Raw genomic sequence first — 20,083 nt, 5'->3', positions numbered from 1 at the left:
GTGAAGATCTCGGTGGTCGCCTTATAATTAAAAAAAAAGGCCGGTGGGGTCCTGTGGTTCGCCCGCGCCGGCCGCGCCTGCGGCGCGGTCTCCGGCGCGTGGGGGGGGGTGGGGGTCGGGGGGGGGGGGGTGGTCCGAATCCGTGCCACCTTCGGTGTCAATGCCGCGCCGCCGGCAGCCGAGGGCTACGGGGACGTGACGAAACCCTTTAACCCCAAGCGCATCACCTATGAGATAACCGGGTCAGCGGGCGGGGTGGTGGGCGTTGATTACCTCGACGAAAATGGGCAGCCCCATGCCATCGATGCCGCCCGGCTGCCGTGGTCGTACACGATCGTCACAACACTGCCGTCGATGTCGGCCAACATCGTTGCCCAAGGCGACACCGACGTACGCGCCCTGCGTTGCCGGGTCATCGTTGACGACCGGGTGCGCGATGACCGCAGAAGCGATGAGTACCGACCGTTCATCTATTGCTTGGTGAAAACTGTATGAGCAACCCCGATGGAGGGCCTTCGCTTTTCGCGAGGCTCGTGCGGGCCTTGTCGATACCGATCATCTTGTTCTGGCTCGTGCTCGGTGTAGCGCTCGCCGTGCTGTCGCCATCTCTGGAGGCGGTCGCGGCGGAGCATTCGGCTCCGATAAGCCCCGCAGATGCCCCGTCTTTCCAGGCGATGATGCACATCGGTGCGGTGTTCAAGGAGTTCGACTCCGATTCCTCGGCGATGGTGGTCATAGAGGGTCAGGACAAGCTTGGCAAGGGCGCCCACGACTTCTACAACCGCATCATCGCCAAACTCAGAGCTGACACCGCGCACGTTGAGAACGTTCAGGACTTTTGGAGCGACCCGCTGACTGCGGCGGGGTCGCAAAGCGCCGATGGCAAAGCCGCCTACGCGCAGGTCTTCCTGGCCGGTGCTCAAGGTACGACGCTTAGCAACAATTCGGTCGCCGCCGTGCGCAAGATTATCGCCGAGACGCCCGCGCCGCCGAGCGTCAAGGCTTACCTTGCAGGCAATGCCATGCTCAACGCCGACGTTATGGCGGAAGGCACCAAGGCCTTCGCACTGATGGCGCTGGTCTCGGGTGGCGTCATCTTGGTGATGTTGCTCATCGTTTATCGCTCGGTCGTGACCGTCATGTTGTCCCTGGTGGTGGTCGGTATCGAACTTTTCGCCGTCCAGGGCGTGACGGCCACCGTGGGCACCCTTAACCTAATCGGGCTCACGCCGTTCGCGGTGAGCTTGCTCACCATGCTCAGCATGGCCGCGGGAACCGACTATCTGATTTTCTTGCTGGGCCGATATCACGAAGCCCGATCACGCGGCCAGGACCGAGCAGCGGCGTTTTGCACGGCGTATGACGGGGTGTCGCACGTCATCGTTGGTTCGGGCCTGACGATTGCGGGTGCCTGTCTGTGTCTGTCGGCGTGCCGTATCCCGTTCTTCCAGACCATGGGAGTGCCGTGCGCCATCGCCCTTTTCGTCATGGTGGCAGCGGCCCTGACACTGGCGCCGGCGGTGCTAGTGGTGGCGTCCCGATTCGGTCTGTTGGATCCCAAGCGGGAGCTGTCCACTCGTGGTTGGCGCAAGGTCGGCACCGCCTGTGTGCGCTGGCCTAAGCCCGTGATCGCCATCAGTGCCATGATCGCAATCGTGGGCTTCGTCGGCCTGCTGACCTACGTGCCAGGATATGACATTCAGAAATTCATGCCAGCCGACACACCCGCCAACGTCGGCTACGCGGCCGCCGACCGGCACTTCACCAAAGCGCGGATGAACCCTGAATTGCTGATGGTCGAGGCCGACCACGACCTACGCGACCCGGCGGGCATGCTGGTGATCGACAGGATCGCCAAGGCGGTGTTCCATCTGCGCGGTATCGAGCGGGTGCAGACCATCACCCGACCCCTAGGTGCGCCGATCGAACACAGTTCGTTGCCGTTTCTGATCTCCATGCAGGGCTCCAACATGCTGCAAACCGCGAAGTTCAGCAACGACAACATGGCTCAGATGCTGGAGATGACCGACGAGTTGAGCACCACCATCGCAGGCCTGCAGCGCATGTACGGCATCGTGCGACAACTCACCGCGACCACCCACAGCGTCGTCGGCAAGACTCACGAGGTGGTGGCCACCGTCACTGAGTTGCGCGATCGGATCGCTGATTTCGACGACGTCTTTCGACCCGTTCGCAGCTACTTCTATTGGGAATCGCACTGTTTTGACGTCCCAGCATGCTGGTCGCTGAGATCGATTTTCGATTCCCTGGACGGCGTGGACACGATCTCTGATCAACTGCAGGGCCTCACCGGGGATCTCGAGCGTCTGGACCCGCTGTTGCCGCAGCTGCTGGCCACATTGCCGCCGACCATCGCATCAATGACCAGAATGCGTGACTTCATGCGCTCCACGCACAGCACGATGTCCGGCATCCAGGCCCACATGCAGGAGTTGGTGCAAGGCTCGACCACCATGGGCCAGTATTTTGATCAGGCAAAAAACGACGATTCCTTCTACCTGCCTCCGGACGTCTTTCGCAATCCCGATTTCCAACGCGGCCTAAAGATGTTCGTCTCCCCAGACGGCAAGGCTGTCCGGTTTGTCATCACCCACCAGGGAAACCCTGTCTCGGTGGATGGAATCAACCATGCCGCGGCGATCAAAGACACGGTGATCGACGCCATCAAGGGCACCCCGCTAGAAGGCGCGACGGTGTCCCTGGCCGGTCCCGGGTCGTTTTACAGTGACCTGCAAGACGGTGTGATCGTCGACGTGTTGATCGCCTGCATCTCGGCGATGATCCTGATCTTTGTGATCATGCTGATGATCACCCGAGCAGTGATCGCCGCTTTGGTGATCGTCGGCACGGTGGCGGCGTCATTGGGCATCGCCTGTGGTCTGTCCGTATTGATTTGGCAAGACCTCATCGGATTGGGCGTGGAGTGGGGCGTGCTGCCGACGTCGGTAGTCATCTTGTTGGCGGTAGGCTCGGACTACAACCTGCTGGTGGTGTCGCGTCTGAGGGAAGAGATTCCCGCCGGCTTGAACACTGGCATCATCCGGGGTATGGGCGCCACCGGACGGGTGGTCACCGCGGCCGGCTTGGTGTTCGCCTCCACTATGTTGTCGATGCTGGTGAGCCCTCTCATCATGATCGGACAGATGGGCGCCACGATCGGCTTGGGTCTGCTGGTCGACACCTTGCTAGTGCGGTCGTTCCTCACACCTTCGATGGCTGCCGCGCTGGGACGCTGGTTCTGGTGGCCACTGAACACTTTCCGCATATCGCCAGGAAGGACGGTCCCCAGCTCACGTGGGACACGCCATACCGCACCCATCCCACAACTCGCACCTCAGTGAAATCTTTGACAGACCCTGAATCCACACTGCGCCAGCGCACCGTCGGGCGCCTCGACCGATCACGTGATCCGCGACCTCAACGCCGCATTGGCCGCCGTAACCGAGAACGCTACAGCGACACCAACATGAAAGACATCGCCGCCCGCCGCGGGGGTGGGCAAGGCCGCAATCATCGGCGATGGTCATCCAAGGCGGCATTGATCACCAATGCGCTCCTGTACTCGCAGCCCGATCTACTCGATACGACTACCCCCGACACCGGCAGCTGACCGGAGAGATCGAGAACGTCATCGAATGCGTGGAGCGCATCGACAACGACTTGATCTCCCGCGACCTCGTGCTGCGTGTCGCCGTGGAGGCCGCACACGATCCCCAGCCCGCCTCGGCCCTCGATGCCTGTTGCCCTTCAAAGGGTAGGCGCGTGGTCTCGACGATCCTGGCGCAAGCTGCCGTCCGCGTAAGATCCGGCCGACTGGGACTGGTCACTGTCGCCGATGTGATCGTGGCAATGGGACTGCTGCGGGTGGTCAGCGGACAACGCGTCGACGCGAATTTTGTCCGACAGGTTTAGAAACGGTAGTTCTACCCGCGCTGCCGACTGTAAAGCTGGCGAGTCCCAATGTGTTTGCCCACAGCTTGGTTCGCGTCAGCGGACGTTCCGATTGCTGTTGACGACCATCCGCGGCGAGCTCTGCCCAGCCCTCTACCACGCGGACGGATCCATTTGCCAGCCTATGCGAGCTTCTCCTGTGACCAGACACTGTGAACCGCTCGGATGTAGCTACCCGAACCGCTGTCAAGTTGCGCCGGTAGGCCCTATCGCTAGGTCAACGAGTCGGCTGGAGAATGCACGCTGCGCGAGCCGAACTGGTTGTATTCCGAATGTGCGGCACGGTGATTCGCATCAGGACACCGAGGTTCGCGCGTCTATTTCGGCGGGCGAATGACGCTCACCGGCGATCAGATCCGTGGGTCGCCTCAGGGCCAGTCACGCGGGAGTGCTCGGCGAATAGCTGAGGCAACGATGCAATCCCGTGAGGGACAGACGAGCCTACGTCGGATGCAGCTGCGAGAGCACCCGCGCGACCGTGGCGGCATCCTCGTCGGAGAGTTCGCCCATTCCCCAGTCGATCAGCTCGAGCATCTTTGTGGCCCGCTTGATCAACTCTCGTCCGGCCGGGGTGATCTGGGCCAGTACGCCGCGCCGGTCCTTCGGGTCCGGACGGCGTTTAAGCAGGCCGCGTTTTTCCAGGACGTCGACGGTGTAGGTGGTGGTGGCAGGGTGGCTCAACACTGCCTGTCCCAGATCCTTGAGCGACAACCGCCCGCCCGGGGTGTTTGCCAGCAAGCCCAGAATCTCATATCGATCGGGGGTGAGCTCTAGTCCCTCTAACGCCGCGGCCATTTTGGCGGTTACGATCTTGTCGGCTCGAAACACGGCCGACGCGGCGACGACGTGGGCGGGGCGACGCACCTTGGCGTAATGCGTCAAGACCTCCCGCAGCCGTACTGACTCAAGTGCTGATTCATCCAACAACCCGTTGTCCGACGGGCTTGTAGCGCGCTTGGCCGGTGGCACAGTAACCTTTCCCGCCCGCTTGTTGATTTGGCGGGCTTTATTTCAGTCGAAAAAGTATCAACGCAAGTCTAATACTCTAGCGTGCCTCGCCGCGATCCGCCGTCGTTATGATCACCGGCGCTTCGCGAACGATGATCACCGGCGCGCCGCGAACGATGATCGCCGGCGCGCCGCGAACGGCTGCACCGACTGCATTCTGTTCCTGGACCACCTGTCTACAGGCGTTGACGGCATCCGCCCGATCGACTCGATCAAGCTGCTGCGCGAGGTAGTCAGAACCGAGACCATTTTGTCGTCCGTCGTGCACATCGACCCTTTAGTTGGACGTGCTCGCCCGACTGCGTCCCGCGACCTGCGCCAATGTACCGGGGCCCAATGGACCTGAAGATGTCGCAATGTGTGCGTCTAGGGCCAAACTTGCTGACCACCGATGGCTCCGAAGGACATGTTGACGGACGACTACTGGCCGATGGTTAGGATATATAATTTCTAAATTCGATGATTTTGTATTGATACCAAGCGCCCTCTGTCCTACAGTAACAGCGCAGTAACAGGTGAAACACCAGACGACGGGGAGGACGTCACGTGCACCAGTTTTTGCGTCGACGATCGGATCATCGAACCTGCCGACGAACCGAGACCGCGCCGTCCGGCCGCCTATCGCGATGCGGCGGCCACCGTGATTGAACAATGTGGCGGGAGCCTCACCGCTGTCGCTGCAGGGCTGCCGGATCGTTGGAAAATTGAGCCAGCCAGTTCGCGGTTCCGGTTAACCGAAGCTGCCCGCGCTGGGGGTGGCTCGTATCCAGTTTGCCCGAGCCCCGGATTCGCCCACACCGCGATGGTGGTGTCGGAGCCGCCGGAGGCACAGCCGTTGGGGGAGTCAACCGGTGGGCGTGTGGATAACTGACTCCGAGCGGTTGGCTGCACTGCGGATAGCGATCGGCCCATTATGACCGCACCCGCCAACCAGGTTGGACGGCGGCAAGCCGTGCGCCTCCCCCTCAACGAAGTGGGCCAGGTGGCATCGCGGGTAGCCACGATCCCGGCCCGTAGCGCAGCAACAACGGGTCGCGCTATGCAGCTGTTCGCGGATGTGCTGCGCTACTCGGTATCCGACACCATCTCGCTGAGGCTCCCGGTGGCCGAACTCTTAGTGCAGGCGTGGACGTTGCTCAAAGTGACGGCGATACCTGCACTGCTGATGGCAATCCCGTTCGGGGCGATGGTATCGGTCGTGACTTCCGGACTCGTCAATCAAGTGGGGGCAAACGCGCTTATTGGTGCGGCGAGTGGTGTCGGAGTTGTCCGGCAAGGAGCGCCCATCACTGCGGGTCTGTTGATGGGTGGAGCGGGTGCTTCGGCCATCGCTTCAGACTTCGGGGCGCGCGCCGTTCGCGATGAACTCGACGCGATGCGGGTAATTGGCGTCAACCCGGTTCGCAGCTTGGTAGTGCCCCGCTTTCTGGCGCTAGTTTTGATATCCCCGGCCTTGTGCACCGTCATCATCGCAGCGGGAACTACAGCCGCGTTCATCCTGGCGATGACTGTCACCAATATCGCACCCGGAAGTTACTGGATGTCATTCGGAACATTCGCGAAGGTGCCGGACATGTGGTTCGCCATCGGCAAGGCCTTCGTGTTTGCAGCGATTGTGGCGATAGTATCCACGTTCCGCGGGATGGAGGCAAAGGGCGGTCCGAAGGGTGTCGCTGATGCCGTGAATGCATCGGTCGTGATCAGCGTTATTTGTATTGTTTTTGCGAATCTCGCGATCACGCAGTTGGAGACTATGTTCTATCCGATAGAGATTGCGTAATGGCCTCGCAAACCTTGACGGCTACCACTGGTCTACCACCTCAGCAACCCAGTGTCGGACCACCCAGAAACCCATTCCCTGGGCGCTGGAATCGCTATTTGACATCCGCGCTGGGGTCGCTCTACGAGACCTTCCGCACAGTCGGGCAGTGCGCGGTATTCATCGCCCAGACGTTGTGGTACTTGCCAATGGCATTGCGCCGGTATTCGCGGGCCACGCTACGGGAAATGAATAACCTTGCTTGGGGCCGCGGCTCACTAATCGTGGATGGCGGAGTGATGAGCGTATTCATAATCATGGGTATCGCTCTGGGCGCATCTATCGCGGTGGAGGCGTTTTCCGTTTTGAACATTATCGGATTTGGTGCTTTATCCGGCCTTACTGGCGGCGTCGGAGCCGTTCGAGAGATCGGGCCTCTCACGGCAGGTATTGCGTTTGCTACACAGGCGGGATGCCGAATGACTGCGGAAATCGGCACCATGCGCATCGCGGAAGAGATTGATGCAGTCGAATCAATGGGACTCATGCCGATTCCGTTCGTAGTTGGCACCCGCTTGATCGGTGCGATGCTATGTGTGGTGCCAGGTTACCTACTGACACTGGCTACGAATTTCATGGTGATGGACTTGGTGATCCGTGTATTTCATCATCAGCCCGGTGGCACTTACAAACATTACCTTGCTGAGTTTACGACACTCTCAGACCTTACATATTCTGTGATTAAAGGAATTGTCTTTTGTGCGGCGGTTACCTTGATACATTGTTATTATGGGTACTTTGTCACGGGCGGTCCAATCGGTTTGGGCATAGCGTCGGGTCGGGCGGTGCGTGCAAGTCTTGTTGTGATCATGGTCTTAGATCTCCTACTGACCGTGGCTTTGTGGGGTCTCCGGCCAGTGTTTGTGTTTACAGGCTAGGTGGTCAGACATGCTGCTACAAGGTTCGGACAGATCTGAAGCACGGATGTTGTTCATGATCGGGGCAGCGTTGGTGCTCTGTGTCGTCGCCGTGCTAGGGGCGGTTAAGGTTTTGAATCCATTTGGCGGTCGAGCGCCGGGCTTAATTTCCGTAGTGATCGACACACCGTTTGTCGGCGAAGGTGTGGCCAAGGGGACGCCCATAGTGCTGCACGGAGTCAAGGTCGGAGAGGTCACAGGTGTCGCTAGTTTGCCCGCGGGAGGTGTGCAGCTTAATGCTGACCTGCAGTCCGGCCCGGTGACTGGATTGACGAATACGATGGACATCGATTTCCGACCCGTCAACTACTTTGGCGTCACCGGAATAAATCTGGTCGCGAGTACCGGCGGCCAACCGCTCAGCGAGGGGATGCGAATCCGCAAAGCGCCGAACGGGAACTTTACGCTTCAAGCGTTGCTCTACCGTTTCGGTCAGCTATCCACTGGAGTTTTAACAACGCAGTTGGTCCAAGTGATCGACAGGTCGACTCGCTACATCGACGCTCTGGATCCGCTCCTCGAGACCATGCTCATTGTGTCTAACGCCGTTGCAGGCGTGCAAACGGTCAGCACCGAGCAACTCCTGACCAACACGACGCAACTCAGCAATGGAGTTCCTTCATTCGTAGCGGGCGCGACGCAGGGTGGCGAAATGTACATCAACCTGGATAGGACTTACGCGGGTTTCGGCCCGAGAGATGTCGGCAAACAATTTTTCGATACGAGGGGTAGAGGAACTATTAGAGACGCGATCCACGTTTTTGGTGATGTCGGAACCTTAGAGCAGACGCATGTCGATGATCTGTTACCGGTGATCGATACCGTCAAGGCGCTGGCCGACGTGGTGCCGCCACTGATTAGACCTGACGGTATCGCGCAGACATTGGTCGAGCTGCGTTCTCGGTTCGAAAAACTCTATAGCGGAACGCCCGGACAACCTGCTCTTAACGTACAGATCGCCTTGGACAACATCCCCAGTGTGGCGGGCCCGCTTGGCATTGAGGTGGGCCACTCATGACGTGGAAGGCGGCTTTGTGGCGACTCGTGATAGCAGGAGTTGCCACGACAGTCATGCTCATCGCGGTAGCGAATGTCATAACTCAGCCAGTGACATCGCCTACCCGTGCCTATTCGGCGAAATTCACTGACGCCTCCGGATTGCACACCGACGCCGACGTGCGCGTGCGTGGAGTGCGCGTCGGGAAGGTCCAATCCATCGAATTGCATCGAGAGCAGGACCAAAGCACTGCGGCAGTCAAATTCACCCTCGACAAGCAATATGGTGTGGTCTCAACTACCCGGCTCGCCATCAAATTTCAGGCTTTGACAGGTGTGCGCTATCTAGATGTGCTGAACCCTTCCGAACGGTATTCGACGACCGATCTTGTGACTGACGTGCCAACCGTGATGACGCAACCTTCCTTCGACGTCACCGCATTGTTCAATGGGCTGCAACCGGTGATCGCCACACTAAGTCCAGAAGAGGTTAACACATTCACAACGAATGCGGCATCGTACTTAGCCGGCGATGGAGAAGGCTTGGAGCCGATTCTTGACAGTATCCACAAACTCACTGCGTTCGTGTCGGATCGCCAACATGTCATCGCAACTTTGATGCGCAACCTCTCAGAAATCGCTGACACAATGGGTGGCCATTCACGAGACCTGGTTAAGATCCTTGACTCAGCTAATCTTCCACTCGATGGCGCGCTGAGTGTGATCGAGGAATTCCGCAAGTCGAAACTTTTTGGCTACGAATTCACACATACGGCGGCCCAATTGCTGCGGAACGTTGGTCTCAAATTCGGGGCGAATATGGACAACGCATTCGATCGTGCGCTTGGCAACCTCGATGACTTTACCGAAGCGTTCAAGCTAGTTCCGGTCATGTGGGACGACGTCCCGCCACCGGCCGGCGCACCGGCGCCATGCTCACGGGGGCGCGCTGAGCTACCGGCAATGCTGAATGTGCTTCTCAACGGGCAAAGGGTGGTCTTGTGCAATCCATGAGAGTAGTGCGAAACCCCACTTTGTGGGGGGCCGGCGCGCTGGCTATCGCGACTATTGCAGCACTGGTGGCGAGTTGGCTTTACGTCAGCCCCCCAGGCCAGAAAATCGTCACTTTTTACACCCAGGATGCCGCATCGATCCGGCCCGGCGATGAGGTACGGATCGCCGGCATCCATGTCGGCAAGGTCAATGACTTGAGGTTGGAATCGAACCAGGTGCGGGTGCGCGCACGCGTCGATGACACCGCATTTGTGGGTGACCAGTCCCAAGTCGAGGTGCGGATGCTCACCGTGGTCGGTGGCTACTACGTGAGCATCCTGTCACTGGGGAAGACAGCGCTGGGCGCTAAGCCAATTCCGCTGGAGCGTGTGACGATGCCCTATAACTTGATGCGCACCCTTACCGACGCGACGAAAATCACCGAAAATGTGAGCGCGCAGCCGATCAACGAGGCATTGAATCAAGTCCAGAAGGGACTTAGTGGCGATAACGTGCAGGTCGTCTCTGCAATAATTGAGGCCGGCAACAGCGTGATGTCGACGATAGATAAACAGCGCGGTCAGGTGACCAAAATCCTTAATTTGTCCGATGAATATATCCGGACGCTGAACGCAAATAGGGACCTGCTCAGGGCGCTAGTTCGCAAGGCTGCGCTTATGGAGCAGACGCTGACTCTCTATTCCGATGGATTTAACGCTGGACTGAGTGGATTGGGCGATATTTTAGATTCTCTCGAACCGATTGGTGCATTTTATCTGAATCATCGAGACAAATTTTTAACGATGGTGCGCGATTTTCAGGACAAAGCACGTTTCTGGGCCGAGCGCAATGGCCTAATAATACGGGCTCTTCGCTTGGGGCGGAACAAGATCGAACGGGTCCTTGATGCACAGAATGCGCCACCTGAGCTGCTGGCGACGGATCTGTGCATGCCGGCACCGGGGCATGCCTGCTGATGGTCGCATTAGGCTGGCGTCGCGGACGCGGGATCGTCGCAAGCACTGTCACAGCGGCGGCTGTGGCGGTGAATGGCACGTCGTGCGCAGCGCCATCAGGAGAGAAGCAGGCCGAATATTGCGCAATCATGTCGGACAGTGTCGGCCTCTATACCGGCAACCCCGTTACCCAGATGGGCTATGCGATCGGCCAGGTCAAGGCCATTACCCCTGGCATCAAGGATGTGCGTGTCGATTTCACCGTGAACGAACACCGTCCGTTGCCTCTGGATGTTAAGGCGATCATCAGGTCGACATCGATCCTGGCCGACCGGTCGTTGGAGGTGGTCGGCAATTATGAGGCAGGCCCGAAGCTACGCGCCGGCGAGTGTATTCCACTTGGCAGGACGGCAACTCCCAAGAGTTTGTCTGAGGTGATCGGATCGAGCACTACATTCATCAACTCAGTCAACCCGGCGGGGTCGAGGAACATCGGCGATGTCGTCCGTGAACTCGACCAAGCTACGCACAACAATGGTGTTGGTCTAAATCAGTTGCTGACCACGTCGTCGAGAGTGCTCGATAGCCCGGACCAGGCGATAAGCGACATTTCCACCATAATCACTAACCTCGCCGAATTGTCTTCCCTGCTCAGAGAGTTGAGAGGGCCCCTGAAGCAGAGTTTTGTTGACGCGGACCAGACCAACGGGGACGTTTTTGAGGCCCTCGAAGGTACGGGTAGATTAGTCCGCTCAGCCGTGCCGCTCATCAGCGCCGCTGCCGACATTGACAATTACCTCGGCGACGAACTTCAGTTCACCCTCGACACAGTGGGCACGGCTCTTAGGAAGCTGAGCGCACATGCCCCCAGAATCGCGAATTTGCTGAATGTCGGGCCCCCCTGGATTAACGCGTTGGCCAACTACTTTAACGGTCGAGCGGCTCGCCATGTCATCCGATACCGACCGCCGATGTATCGCATCCGTACGCCCGATGGAGTCGCGCTATGCAATATGATGAACGCTTCTGTGCCGGGCAGCTGCGCAAACGTGCAGGGCGAACCGTATGCGGTTGACGTTGCGCTGCTTCAGTACGCACTCAACCAGGCGCATCGATGAACCGCCGGATTTGGCCGGTGGCCGTGGTCGTCGCCATTGCCTTGGCGGTCTCCTCGTGTGCGTCAATCAACGTCAATGCACTACCGCAGCCCGGTAATTCGTACCGGGATGGCTACGACGTAATTATTGAATTCAGCAGTGCGCTCAACCTGCCTGATCGCGCGAAGGTGGTGTTGGACGGGTCAACCGTCGGGGTGGTCACCAAGGTGGCACTCTCGGCCCGCCAAGTCGATGTCACCGCGCGGTTGGGCTCGGGTGTCGTGGTGCCCGCTAACATTCACGCAGCTCTGCAGCAAGCCACTGTGCTCGGCGACATCTACGTCGCTCTGCAACGCTCCCAAACTGATCAATCAGCTGCGCCACCAATAGCTGCGGGCGGCACGATCCCGCTGGCGCAGACAACCTCTCCGCCGCAGTTGGAAGACACCATCGCAACGCTTGCGAATTTCGTCTCAAGCGGGTCCATACAGCGCATTCAGAATACGATTATCGGCATCAATCGAGTGCAGCCCCCCGGAGGACAAGCTGCGATACGCAAAGTGGCTTCTCAAGTGGCCGCCGACCTATCCGACCTGTCCAGCAATATCGGTACGGTTGACCAGTTGCTCAATAATGCATCCGGTACTGGTGAGATCATGGACAAGCTGCGGCCGATATATGCGGATTGGTTTACCCCTAATGGCACAGAGGCCTTTTACCGCGCCGGTGTCACCGGCGAGGGTATTGCAACCGTGGTGCCCTCGCTCGGCAGCATCTACGCTGGTGGGTTCTGGCTGGTGCCACTTCTGCATTCACTCGTCGATGCGACAGGCGCCCTTCAACGCAGCAAATGGGATTTTGAAGAGGAGGCGCCGGCGTGGCGACGACTCTTCACCGACAAGTTCATTGCGCAAGATAGATATCCAGCAATCAACATCACGTCAATTGTCGGCCCTGACGGTAAGGAACTGTCGGGAGACGTGCAGGACGTACTACGAATCCTGGGTGCAGCTCCATGAAAATACGATACGTGATGTCGTTTATCGCCTTCGGACTGGCGATTGCTTTCGGTGTGTATTACATCGGTTCACTCGGTGTGCGGCTCAGGCCACCATCCAACCGCACTGACCTCTCCATGACCGTGCCCGATATCAATGGTCTCGTTGTCGATGCGAACGTTCTACTGCGGGGTGTACCAGTCGGCAAAGTCACTAAGATTCAATCGGCTGTTGCCGGGGCGACTGTCGACTTTTTCGTTGAAAGCCGGTTTCGTGTCCCGGTCGACACTGAAGTGCAGCTCGAAAACTTGTCGGCGCTAGGTGAGTCGTATATCGAGCTAGTTCCGCGCAGCCAAAATGGTCCGATGTTGCACAGCGGTCAACACATCGCCACGAATTCGGTAAGGCAGCCACCATCTATATCGGAACTAGCGTCAAGCGTCGTCCGAGTGCTCAACCAGCTCGACCCCGACCAGTTGAAACGTATTACCGTTGAGGCCGACACCGCATTACCGTATGCCAACTCGGTTTTGCCCAACCTGTCGCATGCCAGCCGGGTCTTGAGAAATGCCGCCGCGGGTATGCATGGCAACGGGCGGGTGTTGCTGGACAACTTTCAATCATTGTTGCACAACGCCGGCTTCATGGGGCCTGTGCTCACTCACCTTGGACCGCAACTGTTCAATATCCTCGAAGATGCTCAATCTATTTTGGGCAACTTCTTCTTGCTTATTCACAATGGTGCACCTAACACCATGGTGACCCTTAGCCACTTAGTATCGCGAATTCAGAGGCTTCTCGATAATAACGGTGGCGACCTCAAGGTGTTGGGCGAGGCGTTCCTGCCGCAGATCACGAAAATCGCGGGCGCATTGATGAACTTCGATGCTGGTCAGATCCTGAGTAATATGTTGGACTCGGTACCCGAGGACGGCAGGGTTACGCTCCACGTGACCGCCCAAGGGAGCTAAGGTGCGCCAACACAAACCTAGTGGAGCTGAATTGAGTACAGACACTGTGACCGATGATCAGCCCGACGCCGTGAAGCCAGACGCCACGGAACCGAACGCGGAAAAGCCAGACGCCGCGGAACCGAACGCGGAGAACGATTCAATAGAGATCGACGATGGAAACGAGCTCAACGACAAGAAATCCGCGGCACGGCGGTTGACGATCTCTCTTCGTAGCCTGGTGATCGCCGTGGCGATCGTTGCCGTCGTCGCCGCGTTCGGCACATTGGGTTGGTTATATGTTGGAGCGCAGCGCAAGCTCGACGCGCAGAGTCGTCAACTGCAAAATAATGCACACGCCGAAAAGCTCGCCCTCGACTACGCGGTACACGCAGCGGAAATGAATTTTCAAGACATTAACGGGTGGAAGGTCAAACTCGTCGCAGGAACCACGCCAGAACTCAAAGACAAGTTGACTAAAGCGGCAACGTCAATCGAGCAAATACTCGTCCCTCTCCAATGGACTTCGACCGCGAAACCGCTTGTGGCGAAAGTTCGCTCGGATACCGCCGGAACATATGTTGTCGACGCTTTTGTCAGCGTGATGACCAAGACTATCCAAGCACCCGAGCCGTTGCAATCCACGGCGACATACAGCATCACGATCGACAGCACCAAGGACTGGAAGATTACCGATGTGGGCGGGATTGGCGCCGTGGTCGGGGAGAAGTAGCTCCACGGCCGAGGAGGAGGTTAGATAAGTGATGAGAGCTCGGCGGCAGTTCCGGGTTGGCCGCAATGTCTTGTGCGTGATGTTTACATTATTGGCAGCTGCCATTGTGCTTGGGCCTACGTCTAGTGCCGATCCGCAGGAGGACCCTGACTTCTCTGATCTAATGGGGCTCAGTGGCTACCCCAGTCAACCGACTACACCGTCACCAGTAATCATCAAACCATTACCGCCCATAACGCCAAGACCCTCGAACTGGCAGCCGTCATTTCCTTACCCTTATGATCAAGTCAAGGGAAGCGTCACCGATACAGACTTTGCGGGGGAGCAAGAGCTTTGCCAATGGTACAACGCTCAGTACGATGAATTGGTACGCCAGATCGACGCTTTACAATTCGCCCGGATCACGCCCAACGGTCCAGGCGTCATAAATGGCTCGGGGAGTGACTGGGACTACAGCTTCGGGAACCTTCAGCAGCAAGCTGACATCCTCACCACAAATATCGACCAATCGGTGGATTTCCTTGAGCCTCGCGTCCAAGCTTTCACGACGGAGCGAGATTATGTGGGCGACGTTTATACGCCGCTTGATGGGGCTAAAAGCTTTTACTTGCTCTGGCAACATCTATCGAATGTAAACGCCGGCATTAAGAGCCACCAGCCCGACTGGTTCACCGGGCCATCGGTTCAGCGCGTCAAGCGTAATGGAAGCGTTATCAACCGAGCGCATATATGCCGGTACTAGGGTAGCAAATGTCGCGAGTGCTACAAAAGAAATCTCGAGCTGGTGGCGGAGGTTCGGGGCGTCGATGAAGAAGGGGCAGGGTCGGTGATTGGCTTTCGCATTCTGAGCATTGCGCTTCTGACCAGCTCTGTAACGTTGGCGCCCTACGCTCGCGCTGACGACACAGTAACTTATGAAGTGGTTACGACTAGCGACATAGCCACAGCGAATGTCGAGTATAACGACCTAGCTGGGCGACAAGCGCAGCAGCAAGTGCCTTTGCCATGGCGCCTGAATGCGACGGTGCGTAACCCGCTTAGCAACGACGCGGAGGTTCGCGCCGACTGGCGACCGGTGGCTAGGCCATCCAAGTGGGTCACGGTCCGTGTTTATTACCGAGGCAGCCTCGTTTGCCAGAATACACTCGATGTGGGAAATGCGGCATGTTACGGCAGCACGACCTTCAAGCCGCCACCGCCACGGCGAGCGAACTAATCGCTAATCGAACAATTGAGGTGGGAGGCGAACTGGATTGGTCCGGTTTCAGTAGTGTCCGGCCACCACTACCGAGCTCAGATAGAAGCCGGCCTGTTCGTCGTGAATCATACTTACTCCGAAATCCGTGAAGGAGCAATCGTCGAATTTATCGTAGACGTATTCCAAGATCACGCCGTGTATCGCACCATCCTCGGTGTTGGCGGCTCCGTTGAGGAGTTGCCCCTTTATGTTGTTTAGGTCGTTGCCGTAGCCGAGGTCTTTCAGGCCGGATTTCGGGTCGGTGACGGGATAATGTGTTCCAACCTTATTAAGCCAGTTGTCGGACGTACGATTGCTGACCTCGGCTACTTGCTCGACAATCGGGTTGTACTGCATTGGAGCGCATGACGTCGCGCGGGCCGACGCCACTGCATTCCTCAAGCTGGCCGACGGAGCCGCATGAGCCGAAGGTGCGAGCGGGACACCAGAAGAGAAAATCGTCACGATAACTGCCGATTCGATCCACAGCCTGCGCCGTCCGGGTCTCCAGGCCGCTTTTTTTCTGCGCAAGGGAACGTCTGACCGTGTACGCACCTAACTCTCCCTGATTTGTTTATTGAACATCGGCTAAACAGGACGCAAAGGGCGGCGTTAGTACATTTCCGTTAATCAAACTACGCTGCGATTGCCCCGATCGCCAGAATAGCACCGATGACCGAGTGGAATGTGATGTATTGGCTGATCGGATATATCGAGACGGCACGATAGATGACGCTGCGCTGCAGCCTCTAACTGGGTGAACATCATGGGTCACACATCGTCGACGGAATCGCCCGACAGTTGTGCCGGTGAGAGGTTACTGCCCACCGCAGATCCAGCCTCGGTGCGGCGTCCGTGGATTAACGAGGCGAATAGCAGCGATAATCGCACGGCCGTTGCTTGTGCATTTTTTGAGGGTTGCACGAGCGTGTCAGTTGAACACAACCGTTGCTCAGGGTCGGCCGGGGACGCGCTTCGAAATTCAGGACTATCGGGCATTTAAACGGCGAACGTTGGTCATAAGTCTAAACGCCGATAAGATAAGGGACCCGGTAGATTAACTAAGAGCTCGGGGGACTGACTGACGCCATGGCCGCTGGATGATGCAAACGGCAGGTCCGCTCAATGACAGTCGCGCGTCGTAGGACGGGAAGCAATCACGCTGCCAATAGAACCGATTCGTGCGCACCCAATATTAGCCAAGTAGAGTACGCACAGGGAAGGAAGTGACGTGATAGTAATCAGCGCTGGAAAGCGCATCGTGATTTCGGCGCTCGGCAGTGCAGTCGTGGCGGCGCTGGTAGTGTCCGCTATGCCCGCAGCACGCGCCGACCAAGAATCTTGGGGCGCAATCGCGGTCGCGCAAGTGGCCGACCGCGTAGGTGTATCGAAGAATATGCCAAATGAGGCCGCCGCCAACCAAGCTGCTAAGCTCAACTGCCAGCAAAACAGCGTGGCGGGTTACGACCCCGGGTGCAACGTGATGATTGCCTTCAAGTATCCCGAGTGCGGCGCAATCGTCAAGACTGAAGATCAGTTTTATCGGGATCTCGGCGTCACGCAGCATGACGCAGAACAAAACGCCATAAATCAGAGTCCGAAACGCATGACCAGGGTACTTCGCTCGCAGTGCAATGACGCGCCTCCTGGCGGGTGAGCGGCTCGCAGTGCGCCGCCCGGCCGGATACCAAACGACATATATTCTAAACCGCTGCCTTCTGGCGGGAAATCGGGCTAGAATTTAGCAATGCGAGCCCATTCTAGATTGTTGGGAGCGATCGGTTCTGCGATCGGACTAACGCTCGGCGCAGTAATCCCGGGACACGCGGATCCGGAGGCGCCGGGGGGTAGTCCGTTTCCGGAGATGTCGGATATAACGACGTGGTATACCGAGCAAGAGCCAGACCAATTTTTCATATCCGGCGACCGACCTGTCGTCGGTGATACGACCGGCGAGCATTACGTCTGGTTCTTGACCCCATCGGGACTCAATTGCGGTATCTGGTTTTGGGGTAGCTTTGGCTGCACCGGAGATATACCGGGTGCGCCGGGGGGTGATAACCACATCGCATGGTTCAACGGAAACCGCGCGGTCCACCACGGCTGGACAGCGGCCGCGCAGTTTCCGGCCGGACAAGCGCAGCGGACGTTGCCGCCGCGTAGCTTTGTGACCTACAACTCAACTACCTGCGCAATCACGCCAGAAGGAAATACATATTGCGGGCACGGTGAATTCAAGTTCTTGATCACGCCGGCGGGGACTTGGTTGAAAGCTTGGGACGACAGGCGGTCGTACGTCTGCAACGCGTACGGGAGCTGCCCCGCTGGCTGAACGAATCGGGAAGACGGGGGATTAAAGTGCGGCTGTACGCTTCCGCCATACCATTTCGCCAACCGATTAGATTTGAGATTAGCCTGGTTGGATTTGAGTGCCTGGTTCGATATGAGAAATTGGCACCGTGCCGCAGGCCGCCTCCCGGGCGCCATTCTGGGTGTGCACTACCTGACCATCAACTGCAATCTCACACCGCAAACCGAAGTCTAACTCCAGCACTTCGGGAGGGATGGGGGTCCTGCCCATTAGTTTGTAGAAGGGGCCGATTGCCAAATATGCCCACCGGCCGGGATTTGCCAATTGCGTCGTATAGCTCCAGGGTGCGTCCTGATTGACTTTAGGATTAAGAGTGTATAAGTACTGCTGCGAATTCTCGGCGTAATCCTGCTCGTTCATAGGCTGTTTTGCCATAAATGAAATATGGACATACGACTCGCTGAGCGATGTGACACGGTAGGTGACCTGGTGGCCACTCGGCTCAGCGTTGGATGGTCCACCGGTAAGTCCTACGCCGCCAGCCGCCACCACCAGCGTTGCCAAGGCGTTTGCTGTCGTTCGCATCGTCCTCATGTCGGGACAACCCTACTCGACTTCGCGGCCCGTCATCCCGCTAGTAAAGACTAATTCGCTGCTTATGTCAAAGTTAAAATTTATAAGCTTGCGGACCAGGCAGTGCTGTTGCGTGACGAAGAGCAGGCGACCCACCGATCGGCGACGACCTTAAGCTAGGGGGCCTACTAGGGCCCAAGCTGCATGGATGGCCGAGACGGTGTCCGTCCTCATCTTGTCGACGGGCGGAACCAGGTCCACTCGCCGGGTGGCGATGAGGTGTGTACACACGTGGGATTTGGAACGTACACTTCACCACATGAAGGCAACGAGACTCGCCTCGGTTGTCGCCGTTGCCATCTCGCTGGCGGCGCCAGCCCACGCCGACCAAGACGCCAGCCAGGATGCCGATTTCTATAACCAGCTGCGGTATTACGAGGTCTACTCTCCCCACGACTTTGACCGCTATATCGTCACGACCATTTGTGAGCGGCTTCGTAGCGGCAACTTCCCCGACGCGCTCACAGCCCATGACTATCTCAACCGAAACATTAAGGCGGGCACGACCGAGCAGCAGGGCTATCAGATCCTTGGCACGGGTATCGGTATATATTGCCCCGATCAATCGCCGAAGCTGAAGGACATGCCGGCTGCTGCGGCTGCTGCAGCGGCGGCCAAAGACCGACGGTATGCGAATCTGGCGCATTAGTCGGTCGAAGCCTGCGGCGAAGGGTGTAGTCGCATGCCGGCGAAAGTCCACCACAAGCCATCGCACTTCACCAAAAGGCTTGCCTCACATAGCAGGCTTCTGCATGCACTAGGCCTCCGACGAGTCACCCTTCTAGGCGGATGTTCGCGATGAAGAGAGAAGTTGTATGTGATGCAGATTGATTGAACGACGGCAGCGATAGGTCTCCGAGTGAATTGATGCCGCAACTGCCCAACCGGCAATCCTCCTGGTGCACACGACGGTGATGTATGGGCGGTCAGATGAGCGTTGGATGCAGCGTTAGCGACTGATAGGCGGCGGACTGGAAGGGCAAGTCGCGGGCCGACCAGGGGATGATCAAAAGACGGGCTGCCCAGTCGCTTGAGGAGTTTACCCGCCGACAGCGCGACCAGTCGGGGCGACACTTCCCCCGTCCGCGGCCTGCGCAATAACCGCTTCCATGTCGATGCCTAGTGCCCGGGAATTGAGGAATACCACCGAAGCTCCATGCAGCGCCTGTTCGACGGAACCGGTGACCTCTGCGGCGCCTGGGAGCCCGGCGCTTGCCGGCTCACGGGTATGGCGCGAACCTGCACTCCGGCCTAGGCGAGCAGACTAACCAAGGGGCGCCCGACGGGGCCGGTCGCTCCCGTGACGACGATGGCCCGCTAGTCACAGCGCACCTCCGCCGTTGCGAAGACGGGCTGGGCGCAGAACCGCCTTGGGTTGGGCACCGTCGAATGGATCATGCAATCCACTGTGACTGAGCGAAAATGGATTATCAATCCCAAAAAGCAAGTCCGCGTGGTGCGCC

18 protein-coding genes and 1 pseudogene are annotated in these 20,083 nt (G+C 58.1%); 15 read left to right on the top strand and 4 right to left on the bottom strand.

From position 1 onward, the window contains the following. The first annotated feature begins 108 nt into the window (after window positions 1–108). The 3 genes and pseudogenes from BST14_RS18975 to BST14_RS18965 all read left to right on the top strand — a co-directional run bounded on the left by BST14_RS18975 (window position 109) and on the right by BST14_RS18965 (window position 4,034). Window positions 109–495 carry an MmpS family transport accessory protein gene (locus BST14_RS18975; protein WP_142279485.1) on the top strand — a complete coding sequence of 129 codons (387 nt, stop codon included), beginning with the start codon at window positions 109–111 and terminating at the stop codon, window positions 493–495. Further along, window positions 492–3,362: an MMPL/RND family transporter gene (locus BST14_RS18970; protein ID WP_083065920.1), complete on the top strand. Its 2,871-nt coding sequence runs from the start codon at window positions 492–494 to the stop codon at window positions 3,360–3,362. The genes BST14_RS18975 and BST14_RS18970 overlap by 4 nt, the downstream gene beginning before the upstream one ends. Next, window positions 3,359–4,034 (top strand): annotated as a pseudogene (locus BST14_RS18965) (TetR-like C-terminal domain-containing protein). Before BST14_RS18970 ends, BST14_RS18965 begins: the two are co-directional and overlap by 4 nt. Before the next feature lie 379 nt (window positions 4,035–4,413). Here BST14_RS18965 and BST14_RS18960 read toward each other — a convergent pair. Both BST14_RS18960 and BST14_RS29640 read right to left on the bottom strand, forming a co-directional pair. Then, window positions 4,414–4,896 (bottom strand): MarR family winged helix-turn-helix transcriptional regulator, encoded by a 483-nt coding sequence (locus BST14_RS18960; protein WP_142279484.1) that lies wholly within the window; start codon window positions 4,894–4,896, stop codon window positions 4,414–4,416. Between the two features lie 121 nt (window positions 4,897–5,017). Then, window positions 5,018–5,248, bottom strand: a complete 231-nt coding sequence (locus BST14_RS29640; RefSeq protein WP_142279483.1) for a hypothetical protein — start codon at window positions 5,246–5,248, stop codon at window positions 5,018–5,020. 645 nt (window positions 5,249–5,893) lie between these two features. Here BST14_RS29640 and BST14_RS18955 point away from each other — a divergent pair. The 10 genes from BST14_RS18955 to BST14_RS18910 all read left to right on the top strand — a co-directional run bounded on the left by BST14_RS18955 (window position 5,894) and on the right by BST14_RS18910 (window position 15,181). Continuing rightward, complete coding sequence (locus BST14_RS18955) at window positions 5,894–6,760, top strand: ABC transporter permease (protein ID WP_083065918.1); 867 nt, start codon at window positions 5,894–5,896, stop codon at window positions 6,758–6,760. A 98-nt stretch (window positions 6,761–6,858) separates the two neighbouring features. Further along, window positions 6,859–7,677, top strand: coding sequence for an MlaE family ABC transporter permease (locus BST14_RS18950; protein WP_438502184.1), 819 nt, complete (start codon window positions 6,859–6,861; stop codon window positions 7,675–7,677). A 10-nt stretch (window positions 7,678–7,687) separates the two neighbouring features. Then, on the top strand, window positions 7,688–8,734 hold the full coding sequence (locus BST14_RS18945; RefSeq protein ID WP_083065916.1) for an MlaD family protein: 1,047 nt from the start codon (window positions 7,688–7,690) through the stop codon (window positions 8,732–8,734). Further along, window positions 8,731–9,726 (top strand): MlaD family protein, encoded by a 996-nt coding sequence (locus tag BST14_RS18940; protein WP_083065915.1) that lies wholly within the window; start codon window positions 8,731–8,733, stop codon window positions 9,724–9,726. Before BST14_RS18945 ends, BST14_RS18940 begins: the two co-directional genes overlap by 4 nt. Beyond that, window positions 9,723–10,682: an MlaD family protein gene (locus tag BST14_RS18935; RefSeq protein WP_083065914.1), complete on the top strand. Its 960-nt coding sequence runs from the start codon at window positions 9,723–9,725 to the stop codon at window positions 10,680–10,682. Before BST14_RS18940 ends, BST14_RS18935 begins: the two co-directional genes overlap by 4 nt. Further along, window positions 10,682–11,779: an MlaD family protein gene (locus BST14_RS18930; RefSeq protein WP_083065926.1), complete on the top strand. Its 1,098-nt coding sequence runs from the start codon at window positions 10,682–10,684 to the stop codon at window positions 11,777–11,779. Before BST14_RS18935 ends, BST14_RS18930 begins: the two co-directional genes overlap by 1 nt. Beyond that, on the top strand, window positions 11,776–12,777 hold the full coding sequence (locus BST14_RS18925; RefSeq protein ID WP_211280760.1) for an MlaD family protein: 1,002 nt from the start codon (window positions 11,776–11,778) through the stop codon (window positions 12,775–12,777). Before BST14_RS18930 ends, BST14_RS18925 begins: the two co-directional genes overlap by 4 nt. After that, window positions 12,774–13,727, top strand: a complete 954-nt coding sequence (locus BST14_RS18920; RefSeq protein WP_083065913.1) for an MlaD family protein — start codon at window positions 12,774–12,776, stop codon at window positions 13,725–13,727. The genes BST14_RS18925 and BST14_RS18920 overlap by 4 nt, the downstream gene beginning before the upstream one ends. Window positions 13,728–13,797: 70 nt before the next feature. Further along, window positions 13,798–14,439 (top strand): hypothetical protein, encoded by a 642-nt coding sequence (locus BST14_RS18915; RefSeq protein WP_438502186.1) that lies wholly within the window; start codon window positions 13,798–13,800, stop codon window positions 14,437–14,439. Window positions 14,440–14,518: 79 nt separating this feature from the next. Further along, window positions 14,519–15,181 (top strand): hypothetical protein, encoded by a 663-nt coding sequence (locus BST14_RS18910; protein WP_438502185.1) that lies wholly within the window; start codon window positions 14,519–14,521, stop codon window positions 15,179–15,181. Between the two features lie 522 nt (window positions 15,182–15,703). Here BST14_RS18910 and BST14_RS18900 read toward each other — a convergent pair. Further along, window positions 15,704–16,141: a hypothetical protein gene (locus tag BST14_RS18900; RefSeq protein ID WP_142279482.1), complete on the bottom strand. Its 438-nt coding sequence runs from the start codon at window positions 16,139–16,141 to the stop codon at window positions 15,704–15,706. A 766-nt stretch (window positions 16,142–16,907) separates the two neighbouring features. Here BST14_RS18900 and BST14_RS18895 point away from each other — a divergent pair. After that, a complete protein-coding gene (locus tag BST14_RS18895) occupies window positions 16,908–17,333 on the top strand; it encodes a DUF4189 domain-containing protein (RefSeq protein WP_083065910.1) in 426 nt (141 codons plus the stop codon). A 753-nt stretch (window positions 17,334–18,086) separates the two neighbouring features. On the opposite strand, the gene BST14_RS29635 is transcribed toward BST14_RS18895, so the two are convergent. Then, entirely contained in the window at window positions 18,087–18,581 is a 495-nt protein-coding gene (locus BST14_RS29635; protein WP_142279481.1) for an Rv2576c family protein, read from the bottom strand. 298 nt (window positions 18,582–18,879) lie between these two features. On the opposite strand from BST14_RS29635, the gene BST14_RS18885 reads away from it, so the two are divergent. Beyond that, window positions 18,880–19,269, top strand: coding sequence for a DUF732 domain-containing protein (locus tag BST14_RS18885; RefSeq protein WP_083065908.1), 390 nt, complete (start codon window positions 18,880–18,882; stop codon window positions 19,267–19,269). Window positions 19,270–20,083: the final 814 nt, after the last annotated feature.

It is taken from the genome of Mycobacterium arosiense ATCC BAA-1401 = DSM 45069, assembly GCF_002086125.1.
Lineage (GTDB): Bacteria > Actinomycetota > Actinomycetes > Mycobacteriales > Mycobacteriaceae > Mycobacterium > Mycobacterium arosiense.
The sequence above is the reverse complement of the archived record's forward strand: the minus strand, read 5'-3'. Positions and strand labels throughout refer to the sequence as shown.

Coding starts and splice junctions, on each gene's coding strand:
- BST14_RS18935 (WP_083065914.1), top strand. CDS start 9,723: ATGAGAGTAGTGCGAAACCCCACTTTGTGGGGGGCCGGCGCGCTGGCT.
- BST14_RS18920 (WP_083065913.1), top strand. CDS start 12,774: ATGAAAATACGATACGTGATGTCGTTTATCGCCTTCGGACTGGCGATT.
- BST14_RS18940 (WP_083065915.1), top strand. CDS start 8,731: ATGACGTGGAAGGCGGCTTTGTGGCGACTCGTGATAGCAGGAGTTGCC.
- BST14_RS29635 (WP_142279481.1), bottom strand. CDS start 18,581: ATGAGGACGATGCGAACGACAGCAAACGCCTTGGCAACGCTGGTGGTG.
- BST14_RS18930 (WP_083065926.1), top strand. CDS start 10,682: ATGGTCGCATTAGGCTGGCGTCGCGGACGCGGGATCGTCGCAAGCACT.
- BST14_RS18945 (WP_083065916.1), top strand. CDS start 7,688: ATGCTGCTACAAGGTTCGGACAGATCTGAAGCACGGATGTTGTTCATG.
- BST14_RS18970 (WP_083065920.1), top strand. CDS start 492: ATGAGCAACCCCGATGGAGGGCCTTCGCTTTTCGCGAGGCTCGTGCGG.
- BST14_RS18955 (WP_083065918.1), top strand. CDS start 5,894: ATGACCGCACCCGCCAACCAGGTTGGACGGCGGCAAGCCGTGCGCCTC.
- BST14_RS18925 (WP_211280760.1), top strand. CDS start 11,776: ATGAACCGCCGGATTTGGCCGGTGGCCGTGGTCGTCGCCATTGCCTTG.
- BST14_RS18885 (WP_083065908.1), top strand. CDS start 18,880: ATGAAGGCAACGAGACTCGCCTCGGTTGTCGCCGTTGCCATCTCGCTG.
- BST14_RS18910 (WP_438502185.1), top strand. CDS start 14,519: ATGTTTACATTATTGGCAGCTGCCATTGTGCTTGGGCCTACGTCTAGT.